This is a genomic window from Variovorax sp. SPNA7 (genome assembly GCF_033807855.1).
Classification (GTDB): Bacteria; Pseudomonadota; Gammaproteobacteria; order Burkholderiales; family Burkholderiaceae_C; genus Variovorax; species Variovorax beijingensis.
Window position 1 is genome coordinate 614,941 of record NZ_CP138514.1, and the last position, 13,041, is coordinate 627,981.

Consider the following 13,041-nt stretch of genomic DNA (forward strand, 5'->3'; position numbering starts at 1 on the left):
CGCGAAAAAGTCGGTCAGGACGCGGCGCGCAGTGCCTTCTCGCGCAGCTCGCTCAGGGTGGCGCGCGGCGTCAGGATCTCGGGCTCGATCGCGAGCTCGATGAGTGCGCTGCCGCCTGCGCCGAGCGCGCGCTGCAGCGCGGGAGCAAAGTCGTCGCTGCGCTCCACCCGCTCGGCATGCAGCCCGAAGGACTGCGCATAACGCACGAAGTCGGGGTTGCACAGGTCGGTGCCGATCGGCCGGCCGGGGTAGTTCACTTCCTGGTGCATGCGGATCGTGCCGTACATGCCGTTGTTGAACACGATGAAGAGGATCGAGAGCGCATGGCGCCTGACGGTCGCGAGTTCCTGCGAGGTCATCAAAAAGCAGCCGTCGCCCGCCAGGCAGACCACCTGGCGCGACGGATGCTGCAGCTTGGCAGCGATGGCGGCCGGAACCCCGTAGCCCATCGCGCCGCTGGTGGGCGCGAGCTGGGTGTTCGGCCGCGAGAACGGGTAGTAGCGGTGCGCCCAGGCGCTGTAGTTGCCCGCGCCGTTGGTGAGAATGGCATCGGGTTCGAGCGTGTCGCGGAGGGTCTGGATCACGCGGGCGGGATCGAGCTTGGCCTCGCGCGCCGAGGGTGCGACATGGCGCTCATAGCTTGCGCGCAGCTGGCCGAGCCATGCCCGCCAGGGCGCCGGGTCGGCCGGCGGCATTGCGGCGGCGGCCTGCGCGAACGGCACCGGGCTGCTCAGGATCTTGAGCACCGGCTGGTACACGCGCCCGAGCTCCTCGGCCGAGGGCAGCACGTGCACCAGTTGCTGGCGCGGCACCGGCACCTCGAGCAGCGTGTAGCCGCTCGTGACGATCTCGCCCAGCCGCGTTCCCACGGCGAGCAGCAGGTCGGCCTCGCGCACCGCGCGGGCCAGCTCGGGATTGATGCCGATGCCGACCTCCCCCACGTACTGCGGATGGCGATTGTCGAACAGGTCCTGCCGACGGAAGGCGCAGGCCACGGGCAGCGCGTTCTGCACGGCAAAGCACTCGATCGCCTCGCGGCCTGCCGCACTCCAGCCCGGGCCGCCGAGCAGCAGCAGCGGCTGCTTCGCCGCGGCAAGATGGTCGCGCAGGCGCAGCATCGCGTCGGGGTCGGGATGCGCCTGCGGCACTTCCACGCGCGGCGCCGCAACGGGAAAGGCGGAATCGGTCAGCATGTCCTCGGGCAGTGCGAGCACCACGGGGCCGGGGCGCCCGGACATCGCCACCGAACAGGCGCGCGCCATGAATTCGGGAATGCGTGCGACGTCGTCGATCTGCGCCACCCACTTCACGAAGGGGCCGAACATGCGCCGGTAGTCGATCTCCTGGAAGGCCTCGCGCTCGATCATGTCGCGCCCGACCTGGCCGATCAGCAGGATCATCGGCGTGGAGTCCTGGAAGGCGGTGTGCACGCCGATGCTCGCGTTGGTGGCGCCGGGTCCGCGCGTGACCATGCAGATGCCGGGCCGGCCGGTGAGCTTGCCCTGGGCCTCGGCCATGAAGGCGGCCGCGCCCTCGTGGCGGCACACCACGACACGCAGCGCGTCCTGCTGCGCATGCAGCGCGTTGAGCACGTCGAGGTAGCTTTCGCCGGGCACGCAGAACACGGTGTCCACGCCTTGCGCGAGCAGCGCGTCGACGATCAGCTGGCCGCCGGTGCGCAGTTTGGGGGAATCGTTCATCGCCAGCCATCGGGCCACCATTGCGGCGGCGGAGTTGAGATGGATCGACTTTAGGCAGCCGAGCGCCCGGGGCGGTAGGACGATTGCGAGCTCGTCTTGTACTTTTCGACGGCCCGCACTAGGGGCTTACGCCAGCCAGCTAACGGGGCGTGCCGTAGCGCTTCTTGAACTCGCCGGGTGTCAGCTGCGTGCGCTTCTTGAAGAAGCGGCTGAAGTAGGCGTGGTCTTCGAAGTGAAGATGGAACGCGATCTCGGCCACGCCCATGTCGGTGTTGCACAGCAGCCGCTTGGCCTCGAGCACCAGGCGCTCATGCACCAGCTCGCCCGCGGTCTTGCCGAGCGTGCGCTTGACGGCGTCGTTGAGCTGGCGCTCCGTGACATGCAGCCGCTGCGCGTAGTCGCGCAGCGGGCCGAAGTCGAGGTAGTGCTGGTCGATCAGGAGCTTGAAGCGCTTGGTCAGCGAGTAGCTTTGCGGCGAGGCGCCGTCGGCCGCGCGCGCCGGATAGAGCCGCCGCAACCGCGTCAGCAAAACGAGCAGGTAGGAACGCACGATGTCCAGCCGCGCCTCGGCCCGCCCGAGCATCTCGCTTTCCATTTCGAGCAGCAGCGGCAGCAGCTCGTCGTGCTGCGCTTGGTCAAGGTAGAGCACAGGCGCGTCCGACGCGATGTGAAAGAACGGGTACTTCGCGATGTCGTCCGAGCGCGGAAACATCTGCACGAAGAACTCGGTGCTGAAGTTGATGACGAAGCCCTTGGGCTGCACGGTCGAGGCCCAGGCATGCAGCTGGCCGGGCGAGACGAAGAACACGGTGTTGGCGCGCGCCTCGAAGGTTTCGAAGTCGAGCAGGTGCGTGCCCGCGGCCTCGCTCATCCACAACAGGTGGTAGTAGTTGTGGCGGTGCGGGAAACCGCGCGGGATGTCCGGGCGGTCTTCGAGCCGCACCAGGTCGAAATGGAATGCGCCTGCCTCGCCGCTGAAGTCGGAGCTGTCGAAGACAGGAAAATCGGCGGGAGGCGGCGTGTACACGAGCGGGCTTGCGATGGCGGATCGAAGCCATCGATTATCGGACAGCGGTGCATGCCGCTGTGCGGCACCCACCGCATGGCAGCCCGCTCAGCCGCCGGTCTTCTCCCCCGTACCCGGTGGCGTCTGCGGCTGCTCGGCGCCCTTGAGCGGGCGGTGCAGCGGCTGCCTGCTTTCCCTGTCCCCGCCCGTGGCGCCTTCGGTGGCGACGTCGGTCGGCGGATGCAACTTGTCCGGATTCAGGCCCGCCTTGCTGGGCCGCTGCGGCTGCTTGTCTGCATGTTTCATGGGCTGCGCTCCTTCGATCAATCATTCGTGACGATGATCTGCCCGCGGCCTGCGGTGCCGGGCAGGGGTGCGCAGCACGCGGATGTAGGACGCGGGGCTACAAGTCCCGCGATCAATCCTTCGACTTGTAGGCCGCCAGAAACGCGTCGGAAGACACCTGGTCGGCCAGGGCCCGGAGGCTCGCCGCCGAGGCAGGGCCCAACACGGCCTCCACGCGGTCGTTTGCCGCAGCCCAGCGCACCGCCGCTTCTGACAAACGGGCCTTGCCGAGCGGAGTGAGCACGCCGTGCTTGGTGCGCCGGTCCTTGGCGTCTGCACGCAACTCGACGAAGCCATCGCGCACCAGCGGCCTGAGCGCGTGGGTCAGCGCCGACAGCTGGATGGCGAGCCGGGCTGCAAGGTCCTGCAGCGTCGGTCCTTGCGGGGTGGCAACGGTGAGCTTGTCGATTTCCGCGATCAGCGCGAGCTGCGTGGCCTTGAGGTCCAGCGGCGCCAGCGCTTCGTCATACAGCTGGCCGAGCCGGCGGGCGGCAAGGCGCAGTGCCGTGTTCGTGCAGACACGCCCGCCCAGCACGCCCGGCTCGTCCGCGGCCGGCTGGTCCAGGCTGCTCTTCGCGTCGGCGGCTTTGGTGTTGATTCCCATGTTCAAAAATGGTTGAGTGCTGCACCAACGGCAGCCGGTGGCGGATCGCTTCTACATTTGAGCCCTCAACTTTTTTGGTTGAGCCCTCAAATTTTATTGGAAAACCATCCATGACACATCCCAGCTCCAGGAAAGTCGCTCTTGTCACCGGGGCTTCCTCCGGCATCGGCGCCGTCTATGCGGACCGCCTCGCCGCGCGCGGCTACGACCTCATTCTTGTCGCCCGTCGCGCCGACCGCCTCGAAGCCCTCTGCGCACAGGTCTCGAAGGCGCACGGCATCAAGGCCGAGCCGGTCGTTGCCGACCTGACCCAGGAAGAGGACCTGGCGCGGATTGAGACGATCCTGTCCACCCGTGCCGACCTGCGCGTGCTGGTGAACAACGCCGGCATCGCGCGGCTGGGACCGGTGGCCCAGCGATCCGCGGGCGACGCGCTGTCGCAGATCGCCCTCAACGTCACGGCGCTGACGCGCCTGACCCAGGCGGTAGTGCCGGCCTTCATCGCCAGAAACGACGGGGTGATCATCAACATCGCTTCGGTACTGGGCATCCATGCGCTGCCCATCAGTGCCGTCTACAGCGGCACCAAGGCCTTCGTACTGCAATACAGCCGCGGCCTGCAGGAGGAGCTGGCCGGCACTGGCGTGAAGGTTCAGCTGGTCCTGCCGGCCTCGACGGCCACCGAGATCTGGGACCTGTCGGGCGTGCCGCTGGCGGCCCTCAACAAGGACGCCCTGATGACCACCGAGCACATGGTCGATGCGGCACTCGCGGGATGGGACCAGGGCGAAGCGGTCACGTGGCCGTCGGTCGCCGATGCAACGCTGTGGGACAAGTACGAAGCAGCGCGCTCCGCGCTGTTCGCCGCCACGCAGGTGGGAACGCCGGCTCCGCGCTACCAGATCGGCTGAGGCCATTCCTTCTTCGCCTCTCTTTTCCCATTCCATTTTTCTCAGGACAGTCCATGCTTTTCGACGCCTTCTCCTTGCGCGCCACCCCGCTCAAGAACCGTGCCGTGATGTCGCCGCTCACCCGCAGCCGCGCGGCCGAGAACAACACGCCCAACAGCCTGATGGCCACGTACTACGCCCAGCGCGCGGGCGCCGGGCTCATCATCACGGAAGGCACCTCGCCCTCGCCCAACGGCCTGGGCTACGCCCGGATTCCCGGCCTGTTCAACGACGCTCAGGTGCAAGGCTGGAAGCTCGTGACCGACGCAGTGCATGCCAAGGGCGGCAGGATCGTCGTGCAGCTCATGCACACCGGCCGCGTGGCCCACACGGACAACCTGCCGGCCGGCGCCGAAGTGCTGAGCTCGTCATCGGAAACATGCCCCGGCCAGATGTGGACGGATACGCAGGGCAACCAGCCGCACACGCCGCCGCGCGCCATGACCGAGGCCGACATCCAGGCTGCGATCGGCGAATACGCCACGGCCGCGCGCCTTGCCATCGAGGCCGGCTTCGACGGCATCGAACTGCACGCGGCCAATGGCTACTTTCTCGAGCAGTTCCTGAACGCCAACGTCAACCGCCGCACCGATGGCTACGGCGGCACGGCCGAAGGGCGCAACCGGCTGGTGCTCGAGGTGGCCCGAGCGGCCGTGAAGGAAATCGGCGCGGAGCGCGTGGGCATCCGCCTGTCGCCGCACGGCGTGCTCAATGGCACGGGCGCATTCGAAGGCGTGGACGAACAGTACCTGGCGCTGGTGAAGCAGCTCTCCGCATTCGGCCTCATGTACGTTCACGTGCTCGACCATTCGGCCATGGGCACCCCGCCCGTCCCGGCCAAGCTGAAGACCGACCTCAGGGCTGCGTTCGACGGCCCCTTCATCCTTGCCGGCGGACTCGACAAGGCCAGCGCACTGCAGGCCCTGAGCGAAGGCCGCGCGGACCTGACGGCCATGGGCAGGGCTTTCATCGCCAACCCCGACCTGGTCGACCGCATGCGCCAGGACGCACCGCTGAACGCGCCCGCTCCGGAAACGTTCTACACGCCCGGTGCCAAGGGCTACACGGACTATCCGACGCTCGCGGGCTAGGCGCCGCCGGTTGCAAACAAGCACGCCGCCGGCGTGGCCGACGGCTCAGGCGCGCCGGCTGAACAGCCGGAGCGGCGAGCTCAACAGGCAGCCCAGCCAGAGCGCCGCAAGTCCGTCGGAGGCGTTGTCGTGCCAGCCATGCTTGTCGTCCCACAGCAGCGCGTCGTCTTCGATCTGCACGCTCCACAGCGCATCGGCAAGCACTTCGCGGCGAATCCGGTTGAGGCACTCGACCCAGTGACGGGCGCCCTTGTGCATGGCGAAGGGCTTGTTGTCGGGCAGGGCCGTCGCACCCGAGAACACCTCTGCGCCAGTCAGCCGCGATGTCTCGTAGCGCGTGAAGCTCTCCCAGTTGAGGCCCTTGCCCGTGTGCGCATAGCGCTCGATGTCGGCGATGATGTCGAAGGATTGCGCGATCGCGTCGATGCGCTGCGATTCGATGGGCGTCAGAGGCGTGTCCCGCTTCGCGGTGTAGTAGATGCTGAAGCCCATGGTGGGATGCGATGCCTGGGTGCTGGGTGAGTCCGCGGCGGAGGCGCGTTGGTCGGTGGATTCTGCCGCAGGGCCATGGACCGTCGGCACTTGCTTCCTGCGCTTGGATCGGCGTTACTCGGAGTCGTGCCAGGAGTCGCCTCGGCTCGGGAGGTCGCGATGTCAGGCCCGGCGTCCTTTCGCTATAGCCAGCCTGGAGAAGGAATTCGATCCCCATGCTTGATGCACTCGTCTCACCTTGGTCCTGCGTTGGCGCCGTCGTCGGGCTGCTGATTGCGATGGTGATCTACTGGGTTGCGCCCGCTGACATTGATACCGTCCAGATCGGCGCATGGCTGGTCGGCATTGGCTGGGCTGCTGGTCTTGCATGGGATCTCATTGGCTCGGAGCGCAGGAACAAACGGTAGACCGGGCGATCCGTCGAGCGGTAGTGGTTTGGCATCTGGAACCGAGCGGCGTCAATTGTCACGGGCCAGGGTATCGGCCGACGGCAAATGGAAGACATGGAACTCTTCCCAACGGCCCGTCGAATTTTCGATCAGCACGACCGAGGCGCAATCCGCCTTGATGCCGCCAGATGCATCCAGCCGCTCTTGCAACTCAGCAGCGGCTGCATCGGCCTCGGACGGGTTCCCATGAGCCACAGTAAGGTGCGGAACCACTCCTTGGTGTTCCCCTCCGTACGGCTGGAAATCCGGAAAGACATCGGCGAGCGCCCTGGTCATGGCGATGAACGGCCCGGGCGGTTCCGGCGCGAGATACGCGGTCGCCGGGAAGCGCGCCACCCTGCCCAGCGAAAAGGAAAAGGCGGCGACTCGATTCAACGCGTGTTGCGCTCGGTCCAGTACGGCAGGCGTGATGTGCCGAGGGTCCATGAACGGCACAAGCACAGTGATGTGCGCTGGCACCCCTAGCTGTGTCGTCGCGTCGAAACGCTGCCGAAGGTCGCCGACCCACGGCTCGGCCGAGGGCACCTTGACAGCAAACGCGGATATCGCCATGGGTCTCATGATATTCAACCGGCGATAGGCCGGAAGGTCCGCAACCGGCTCACAAGCCGTCTCAGCTCCCCGCCCTCGATGCAAGGTCCTGGCCAATCATGAGGCGGTGTCCATCAGGCGTCGTGACCAGGAACTCGCGCATGCCATGCGGCTTGTCTTCCGGCGCCTGCTTTATCAACGCGCCGCGCCGGACGAATTCTTCATGGAGTGCATCGACGTCATCCACATGCAGATATCCGAAGTAGCTGTGATCGCCCGTCGCAGACGGCGGGACGGCGTCCGGGCAATGGCCGATCATGATGCGCACATCGCCGCGCGAAAGAAGCTGCCAACCGGTCCCTTCCGGCCACTGTGCCTCGAAGCCCAGGGCGTCCCTGAAGTAGGCGGTGTTTCGCTCGAGGTCCGGAACGGCGAGCACGAACGAGAACGGGCGCAGCTGGTTGGCTTGTGACATCGGATTTCCTTTTGTGCAGTGGTCGCGGCGAATTGTGACGGGCCGGAGTACCTCGGGGCACAATGGCCCTGCCATGAGCACCATTGCCGAACCGTCATCCTCTTCTTCGCATGCCGCGCCCAAAATCCGCGTGCTGATTGCCGACGATCAGGCACTGATCCGTCGCGGCATGGCCATGCTGCTGGACGCTGCGCCGGACATCGAGGTGCTCGGCCAGGCGGCCGATGGCGTGGAAGCCGTGGAGCTGGCCCGCCGCCTGCTGCCCGATGTGGTGCTGATGGATCTGCACATGCCGCGCAAGGGCGGCGTGCTCGCGACGCGCGAGATCTCGGCCGCCTTGCCGCACACGCGCGTGATGGTGCTGACCACCTTCGACCGCGACGACCTGGTCTTCGACGCGGTGCGTGCCGGCGCGCAGGCTTACCTGCTCAAGGACGCTTCGGAAGAAGAGGTGCTGGACACCGTGCGGGCCGTGCATCGCGGCGAGTCGCGGCTGACGCCGCAGATTGCGCGCAAGGTGATGGACCAGTTCCGGCTGCTGGCCGATCGCGTCGCGCAAGAGCCGCCCTCCCCGCCGGCGCCGGACCCCCGCGCCGCAACACAGGCCGCCGCGCCCGGGGAGCCATCACCGTCCGATTCGGCGACGGCGACCAAACCGCTGACCGAGCGCGAGGCCGCGGTGCTCGAACTGATCGCCAAGGGCTATGGCAACCGCCAGATCGCGACGGCGCTCAACCTGGCCGAGGGAACGGCAAAGAACCACGTGAGCCGGATCATGCAGAAGCTCCACGCGAACACCCGAACCGAACTGGCAGTGCTGGTGTTGAAGAAGTAACCTCCCGAAGCGCCTTCGGCGCCTCCCCCCAAGGGGGGCGCACCCGGTGGCCCGGCAAAGCCGGTTCCACGGGTGCGCTGGACTTGGTAGTGCGGAGCTTGGTAGCGGTGCCGGTCAGGCCGTGCGGCCCGCAGGCGACAGGCCGCCGGGCATCGCGAGATCAGGCGCTGGCGAAGGCGCATGCGATGCGGCGGCATTGCTGGCCGTGTGCCTTGCGAGCATCGGCCGCAGCGCGACGATGGCCAGGAAGGCGGCGAACAGGTCGAGCGCTGCAACTGTGTAGAGCACGGTCGACCAGGTGCCGGTGGCTTCCATCATCAAATTGCCGAGCGGCACGAACAGCGCGCCGACGCCTTTGGCGCAGTACAGCACGCCATAGATCTTGCCGATGTGCTTGGTGCCGAAGGCGTCGCCCGCGAGCGCAGAGAACAGCGAGTACACCTCGCCCCAGGCCAGGAAGACCACGCCCGACAGGATCAGGAAGGCCCACGGGTTGTGGCCGAAGTAGCCCAGCGCAATGATGCCGATGCCTTCCAGCGTGAAGGCGATCACCATGGTCTTCTCGCGGCCGATGTGGTCGGAGATCCAGCCGAACAGCGGGCGCGAGATGCCATTCATGACACGGTCGAGCATCAGCGCGAGCGGCAGCGCGGCCATGGTGACGAAGTACAGGTCCACCTTGAAGTTCTTCACGCCCAGGTCCTGTGCGATCACGCCCAGTTGCGCCACGGCCATCATGCCGCCGGTGACCACGCAGGAGAACATCAGGATCATCAGCCAGAACAGCGGCGTGCGAAGCGCCTCGCCCAGCGTGTAGTCGCGCCGGCTCTGGGCGACCTTGGCCGAGCCGCGCACCTCGTTGCCCTTGGGCTGGCGCAGGAACCAGGCAGCGGCAAAGGCCAGCGAGCCCTGCAGCAAACCGAAGAACAGGAAAGCCTCCTGGAAGCCGGACGATTCGATCATCGCGGCGATCGGCAGGATGGTGGCGGCCGAGCCGGCGCCGTAGCCGCCAGCCGTCAGGCCCACCGCCAGGCCGCGCCGGTCGGGGAACCACTTGAGCGCGTTGTTGATGCAGGTGGCGTAGATCGAACCCACGCCGATGCCGCCGATGGCCGCGCCGATGTAGAAGCCCATCAGCGTGGTGGCCTGCGAGTTGATGACCCAGGCCGCGCCGATGAACAGCGCGCCAAAGGCCACGATCAGCCGCGGACCGAACTTGTCGATGAAGTAGCCCTCGATCGGCGCGAGCCAGGTCTGCACCAGCACGAAGATGGTGAAAGCAATCTGGATCGATGCGCGCTCCCAGCCGAACTTGCCCTGGATTTCCGGCACAAACAGAGTCCACGCGTATTGGATGTTGGCCGTGGCGATCATGCAGACGATGCCGACCACCAGCTGCAGCCAGCGGTTGTCGATCAATCGCGGCGGTGCGCCGGATGAGATGTATGTCGTGGAAGTGGGATTCATTCGTTGGGTCTCCATTCGTTGTCGCGCCGATCGCGTCGCGGCACGTTGAGGGTTGGGATTCAGTCGCGCTGCGGGCACGGATCGCGATGGGTGCAACTGTTGCCGCAAACCGCCGCCAGCGCGCCTGCCGGAAGTCACGCGGTGGATCGAGACAAACCCCGAGGACTCAGGGGAAGTACCCATGCCGAAAGTCACGGCCGCCGTTTGCGAGAATCCGCAGCCAATGAACCTCGCACGTCGCATCGATCCACGGCGCTCCATGGCTGCCGCGATCGGCTGGCTGCTGATTGCGCTCACGCTGTGCCTGGCGCTCGTGGCCAACCTGTGGCTGCGCAGCTTCGTGCGTGCGACGCTGCTCGAGCAGCACGGCCAGCGCCTGGAAGCCGCGGCCGAGCACGTCAACGCCGAACTCGACACCGCGCTGCTGCTGCGCCTGCAGGCCGTCAGCGTGGTGGCGGCCATGCTGTCGGAAGACGTTCAGCACAGCGAAGGCGCACGCCTGAAGCGGTCGCTCGAGGCGGTACGCCGCGGCGTGCCCGACCTGATCTGGCTGGCGGTGACCGATGCCGACGGCTTCATCGTCGCCGCGACCGACGAGCAGGTGGTCGGCCAGAACGTCAATCAACACGCGTGGATCTCGCAGGGCCTGGACGCCGCGTGGATCGAGGAAGGCCGCTCGCCGAACGAGCGCTTCCTGAAGCTCACCGCGCCGGTGCGCAACGCAGACGGCGCGATCATCGGCGTGGTCGCGGCGAACCTCCGCTGGAACTGGGTGCAGAAGATGATGGCCGAGATCCGCGCCTCCCCGGGCGAATGGCTGCTGATCGACCGCGACGGCATCGTGCGCCACGGGCCGAGCGCGCTCCTGGGGCAGCGCTGGCAGGACGCCGGCGATCCGATCACGCCCTTCGATCCCGTGGTCGCAGGCCTGGGCAACGACGGATCCGATCTGCCCACGCGCATCCGGACGAGGCGGCTGCTGGACAACCGGCCCTACCTGATCGCGACTCCGCCCAATGCCCGCGACGGCACGCTGCGCCGGCTCGGCTGGCAGGCCGTGGTGATCCAGCCGGTCGAATCGGTCGCGGCTTTTGCGACCGCCATCGAATGGCGCATCTCGATCGTGCTGAGCCTGCTGGGTTTGGCCGCCGCGGTTGCAGGCATCGTCATGGCGCGCCGCCTCACGCGCCGCGTGAGCGTGATCGCCCGTTCCGCGGACGCGGTGCTGGCCGGCAACGCCTCGCGCATCGAAGTGCCGCAAGGCGCCGACGAAGCCGCGCGGCTGGGCAGCGCACTCGACCGGCTGCTGGACACGCTGCGGCGCGAACGCGACGAGCTGCGCCGGCTCAATGCCGAGCTGGACGAACGCGTGCGGCAGCGCACCGAAGAGATCAACCGGCTCGCACGGGAATCGCGCGATGCGGCGGTGGTGCGCGAGCGGCTGCGCCTCGCGCGCGGGCTGCACGACACGCTGGCGCATTCCATGATGGCGATGCTCACCGAAATCCGCGTGCTCAAGCACCTCGCATCGAACCGGCCCGATGCGCTGCCGGACGAGCTGGTCCGGGCCGAGCGGGCGGCGCGCGACGGGCTGGACGAGGCACGCCGTGCGATCGACCAGTTGCGCAGCAACCCGGTGCGCGACATCGGGCTGGGGGCAGCGCTGGCCGAGCTGGCCAAGAGCCTGGGCGAGCGCTCCGGCATCGAGCTCGACTGCCGGATCGACCCTGCCTTGTCCGCCCTCGCGGCCGAGCCGGCCGAAACCGTGTTCCACATGTGCGAGGAAGTGCTGCGCAACGTCGAACGCCATGCGGGCGCGGCACGTCTCCTGATCCGCCTGCAGCGCGCAGGGAGCGACGGCATCGAACTGGAGATCGCGGACGACGGCATCGGCTTCGAGCCGAGTGCAGGCGCCGCGGGGCACTACGGGCTCGTGGGGCTGCGGGAGCAGGCCGACGCGATCGGCGCCCAGCTGCGCATCGACAGCCGCAGCGGCGAAGGCACCCGGGTGTCGCTGCGCTGGACGCATGCGGGCGCCGCCTGAGACGGGATCCGCAAAAGACTCGCCCTTCAATGGGAATGGCAATGGATAGATAGGGCGGTTCCATTAATTGCCCGTCATCGTGCGATCGCAGGGCGGCATCTGCATTCGCGCCTCAATCCTGAGTGCTATAAACGATTGGTACCATGAAAGTGCCACATGCAAATCGGCATACTTACATATTGAAATTAATATCACTCCCGGACCTGACATGACCTCAAAAAGCAAACTGCTGCTCGGCGCCGCATTCCTAGCGAGTTGGATGAGCGTGGCCTCGGCCCAGGACGCCGATCCGACGAACATGGTTCGCGGCGGCCTGCAGGCCATCCAATTGGTGGACCAGGGCAAGATCGGCGAACTCTGGGACGGCTCGGGCCCCGCCACCAAAAAGCGGGTCGCGCGTCCCGAGTTCGTTCGCCAGGTCGAGGCCTCGCGGTCGCCGCTGGGTGCGGCGCAGCAGCGCACGTGGATCTCGGTCAATCGCCAGTTGGTCGCCAACGAAGATCCCGATGTGGCCGGCCAATACATCAACGTCGAATACGAAACCCGCTTTGCCAACGCCGGCAACCGGGTGGTGCGCGAGATGACGAGTTTTCGCCTCGACCCCAGCGGCACCTGGCGCCTGAGCGGCTACGTGCTGCGCTAAGCCGCTCCCTCCAAGCCGCTCCCCTTCGATGCGCCGCGGCTCCGCGGCGCATCTGCCTGACGAATGCCCCATGGCGGCAGGCGTTCGCAACAGAATCTCCCCTTCCCGGTCGACGGATCGCCGCACCGCCTCCTGAGCGCGCGCCGTAGCGATCAGCAGCAGTTCGCCGCCTTTCTGGCAGCGCCATCTCCCCCGGCCTCGGCCACCCCTCAGTACCGAAAACGACCTCGGGCCCGACATTCCGTCGCCTGCGCCAATTCGGTGCGCATCAATTCGGTGCCGTCCAATTCGGGGCGCCAATTCGGCGTGCTACCACCATCAATTAACCGATATAAATTTTCAATCGAAAACTACGGAAATCCGTAGTAATAAATTTAACTTTTAAAAACTTCGTATTACTATTTGTAGA

At 66.8% G+C, this 13,041-nt stretch carries 14 protein-coding genes; 6 read left to right on the forward strand and 8 right to left on the reverse strand.

The genetic code is table 11. The annotated features are described in order from the left end of the window. Positions 1–14: 14 nt before the first annotated feature. From RZE77_RS30590 to RZE77_RS30605, 4 genes are all read right to left on the reverse strand, one after another. The gene (locus RZE77_RS30590) at positions 15–1,700 is read right to left on the reverse strand and encodes a thiamine pyrophosphate-binding protein (protein ID WP_319442441.1); all 1,686 of its coding nucleotides are present in this window, start codon (positions 1,698–1,700) and stop codon (positions 15–17) included. A 139-nt stretch (positions 1,701–1,839) separates the two neighbouring features. Then, complete coding sequence (locus RZE77_RS30595; protein WP_319433651.1) at positions 1,840–2,727, reverse strand: helix-turn-helix domain-containing protein; 888 nt, start codon at positions 2,725–2,727, stop codon at positions 1,840–1,842. 87 nt (positions 2,728–2,814) lie between these two features. Then, entirely contained in the window at positions 2,815–3,012 is a 198-nt protein-coding gene (locus tag RZE77_RS30600; RefSeq protein WP_319442442.1) for a hypothetical protein, read from the reverse strand. 112 nt (positions 3,013–3,124) lie between these two features. Next, on the reverse strand, positions 3,125–3,655 hold the full coding sequence (locus RZE77_RS30605; protein WP_319442443.1) for a MarR family winged helix-turn-helix transcriptional regulator: 531 nt from the start codon (positions 3,653–3,655) through the stop codon (positions 3,125–3,127). A 110-nt stretch (positions 3,656–3,765) separates the two neighbouring features. Here RZE77_RS30605 and RZE77_RS30610 point away from each other — a divergent pair, with 110 nt between their 5' ends. Next, entirely contained in the window at positions 3,766–4,566 is an 801-nt protein-coding gene (locus RZE77_RS30610; protein ID WP_319442444.1) for an SDR family NAD(P)-dependent oxidoreductase, read from the forward strand. Positions 4,567–4,619: 53 nt separating this feature from the next. Then, the gene (locus tag RZE77_RS30615; RefSeq protein WP_319442445.1) at positions 4,620–5,696 is read left to right on the forward strand and encodes an alkene reductase; all 1,077 of its coding nucleotides are present in this window, start codon (positions 4,620–4,622) and stop codon (positions 5,694–5,696) included. Positions 5,697–5,741: 45 nt separating this feature from the next. Here the strand turns inward: RZE77_RS30615 and RZE77_RS30620 are convergent, their stop codons facing one another. Continuing rightward, positions 5,742–6,188 carry a hypothetical protein gene (locus RZE77_RS30620; RefSeq protein WP_319442446.1) on the reverse strand — a complete coding sequence of 149 codons (447 nt, stop codon included), beginning with the start codon at positions 6,186–6,188 and terminating at the stop codon, positions 5,742–5,744. A 215-nt stretch (positions 6,189–6,403) separates the two neighbouring features. Here RZE77_RS30620 and RZE77_RS30625 point away from each other — a divergent pair, with 215 nt between their 5' ends. Beyond that, a complete protein-coding gene (locus tag RZE77_RS30625; protein ID WP_319442447.1) occupies positions 6,404–6,595 on the forward strand; it encodes a hypothetical protein in 192 nt (63 codons plus the stop codon). A gap of 51 nt (positions 6,596–6,646) precedes the next feature. On the opposite strand, the gene RZE77_RS30630 is transcribed toward RZE77_RS30625, so the two are convergent. Continuing rightward, positions 6,647–7,189 carry a 2'-5' RNA ligase family protein gene (locus RZE77_RS30630; protein WP_319442448.1) on the reverse strand — a complete coding sequence of 181 codons (543 nt, stop codon included), beginning with the start codon at positions 7,187–7,189 and terminating at the stop codon, positions 6,647–6,649. A 61-nt stretch (positions 7,190–7,250) separates the two neighbouring features. Further along, positions 7,251–7,643, reverse strand: a complete 393-nt coding sequence (locus RZE77_RS30635) for a VOC family protein (RefSeq protein ID WP_319442449.1) — start codon at positions 7,641–7,643, stop codon at positions 7,251–7,253. A 73-nt stretch (positions 7,644–7,716) separates the two neighbouring features. Between RZE77_RS30635 and RZE77_RS30640 the strand changes: the two genes are divergently transcribed. Then, positions 7,717–8,478: a response regulator transcription factor gene (locus RZE77_RS30640; RefSeq protein WP_319442450.1), complete on the forward strand. Its 762-nt coding sequence runs from the start codon at positions 7,717–7,719 to the stop codon at positions 8,476–8,478. A gap of 114 nt (positions 8,479–8,592) precedes the next feature. Here RZE77_RS30640 and oxlT read toward each other — a convergent pair whose 3' ends face one another. Continuing rightward, positions 8,593–9,945, reverse strand: coding sequence for an oxalate/formate MFS antiporter (gene oxlT / locus RZE77_RS30645; protein WP_319442451.1), 1,353 nt, complete (start codon positions 9,943–9,945; stop codon positions 8,593–8,595). 223 nt (positions 9,946–10,168) lie between these two features. Between oxlT and RZE77_RS30650 the strand changes: the two genes are divergently transcribed. Further along, positions 10,169–11,989: a sensor histidine kinase gene (locus RZE77_RS30650; protein ID WP_319442452.1), complete on the forward strand. Its 1,821-nt coding sequence runs from the start codon at positions 10,169–10,171 to the stop codon at positions 11,987–11,989. 208 nt (positions 11,990–12,197) lie between these two features. Further along, positions 12,198–12,632, forward strand: a complete 435-nt coding sequence (locus RZE77_RS30655) for a DUF4019 domain-containing protein (protein ID WP_319433677.1) — start codon at positions 12,198–12,200, stop codon at positions 12,630–12,632. Positions 12,633–13,041 lie beyond the last annotated feature (409 nt).

What these genes read in the sequence shown, in the direction of transcription:
- RZE77_RS30590 (WP_319442441.1), bottom strand. Translation starts at nt 1,700, where the DNA reads ATGAACGATTCCCCCAAACTGCGCACCGGCGGCCAGCTGATCGTCGAC.
- RZE77_RS30600 (WP_319442442.1), bottom strand. Translation starts at nt 3,012, where the DNA reads ATGAAACATGCAGACAAGCAGCCGCAGCGGCCCAGCAAGGCGGGCCTG.
- RZE77_RS30605 (WP_319442443.1), bottom strand. Translation starts at nt 3,655, where the DNA reads ATGGGAATCAACACCAAAGCCGCCGACGCGAAGAGCAGCCTGGACCAG.
- RZE77_RS30610 (WP_319442444.1), top strand. Translation starts at nt 3,766, where the DNA reads ATGACACATCCCAGCTCCAGGAAAGTCGCTCTTGTCACCGGGGCTTCC.
- RZE77_RS30615 (WP_319442445.1), top strand. Translation starts at nt 4,620, where the DNA reads ATGCTTTTCGACGCCTTCTCCTTGCGCGCCACCCCGCTCAAGAACCGT.
- RZE77_RS30620 (WP_319442446.1), bottom strand. Translation starts at nt 6,188, where the DNA reads ATGGGCTTCAGCATCTACTACACCGCGAAGCGGGACACGCCTCTGACG.
- RZE77_RS30625 (WP_319442447.1), top strand. Translation starts at nt 6,404, where the DNA reads ATGCTTGATGCACTCGTCTCACCTTGGTCCTGCGTTGGCGCCGTCGTC.
- RZE77_RS30630 (WP_319442448.1), bottom strand. Translation starts at nt 7,189, where the DNA reads ATGGCGATATCCGCGTTTGCTGTCAAGGTGCCCTCGGCCGAGCCGTGG.
- RZE77_RS30635 (WP_319442449.1), bottom strand. Translation starts at nt 7,643, where the DNA reads ATGTCACAAGCCAACCAGCTGCGCCCGTTCTCGTTCGTGCTCGCCGTT.
- RZE77_RS30640 (WP_319442450.1), top strand. Translation starts at nt 7,717, where the DNA reads ATGAGCACCATTGCCGAACCGTCATCCTCTTCTTCGCATGCCGCGCCC.
- oxlT (WP_319442451.1), bottom strand. Translation starts at nt 9,945, where the DNA reads ATGAATCCCACTTCCACGACATACATCTCATCCGGCGCACCGCCGCGA.
- RZE77_RS30650 (WP_319442452.1), top strand. Translation starts at nt 10,169, where the DNA reads ATGAACCTCGCACGTCGCATCGATCCACGGCGCTCCATGGCTGCCGCG.
- RZE77_RS30655 (WP_319433677.1), top strand. Translation starts at nt 12,198, where the DNA reads ATGACCTCAAAAAGCAAACTGCTGCTCGGCGCCGCATTCCTAGCGAGT.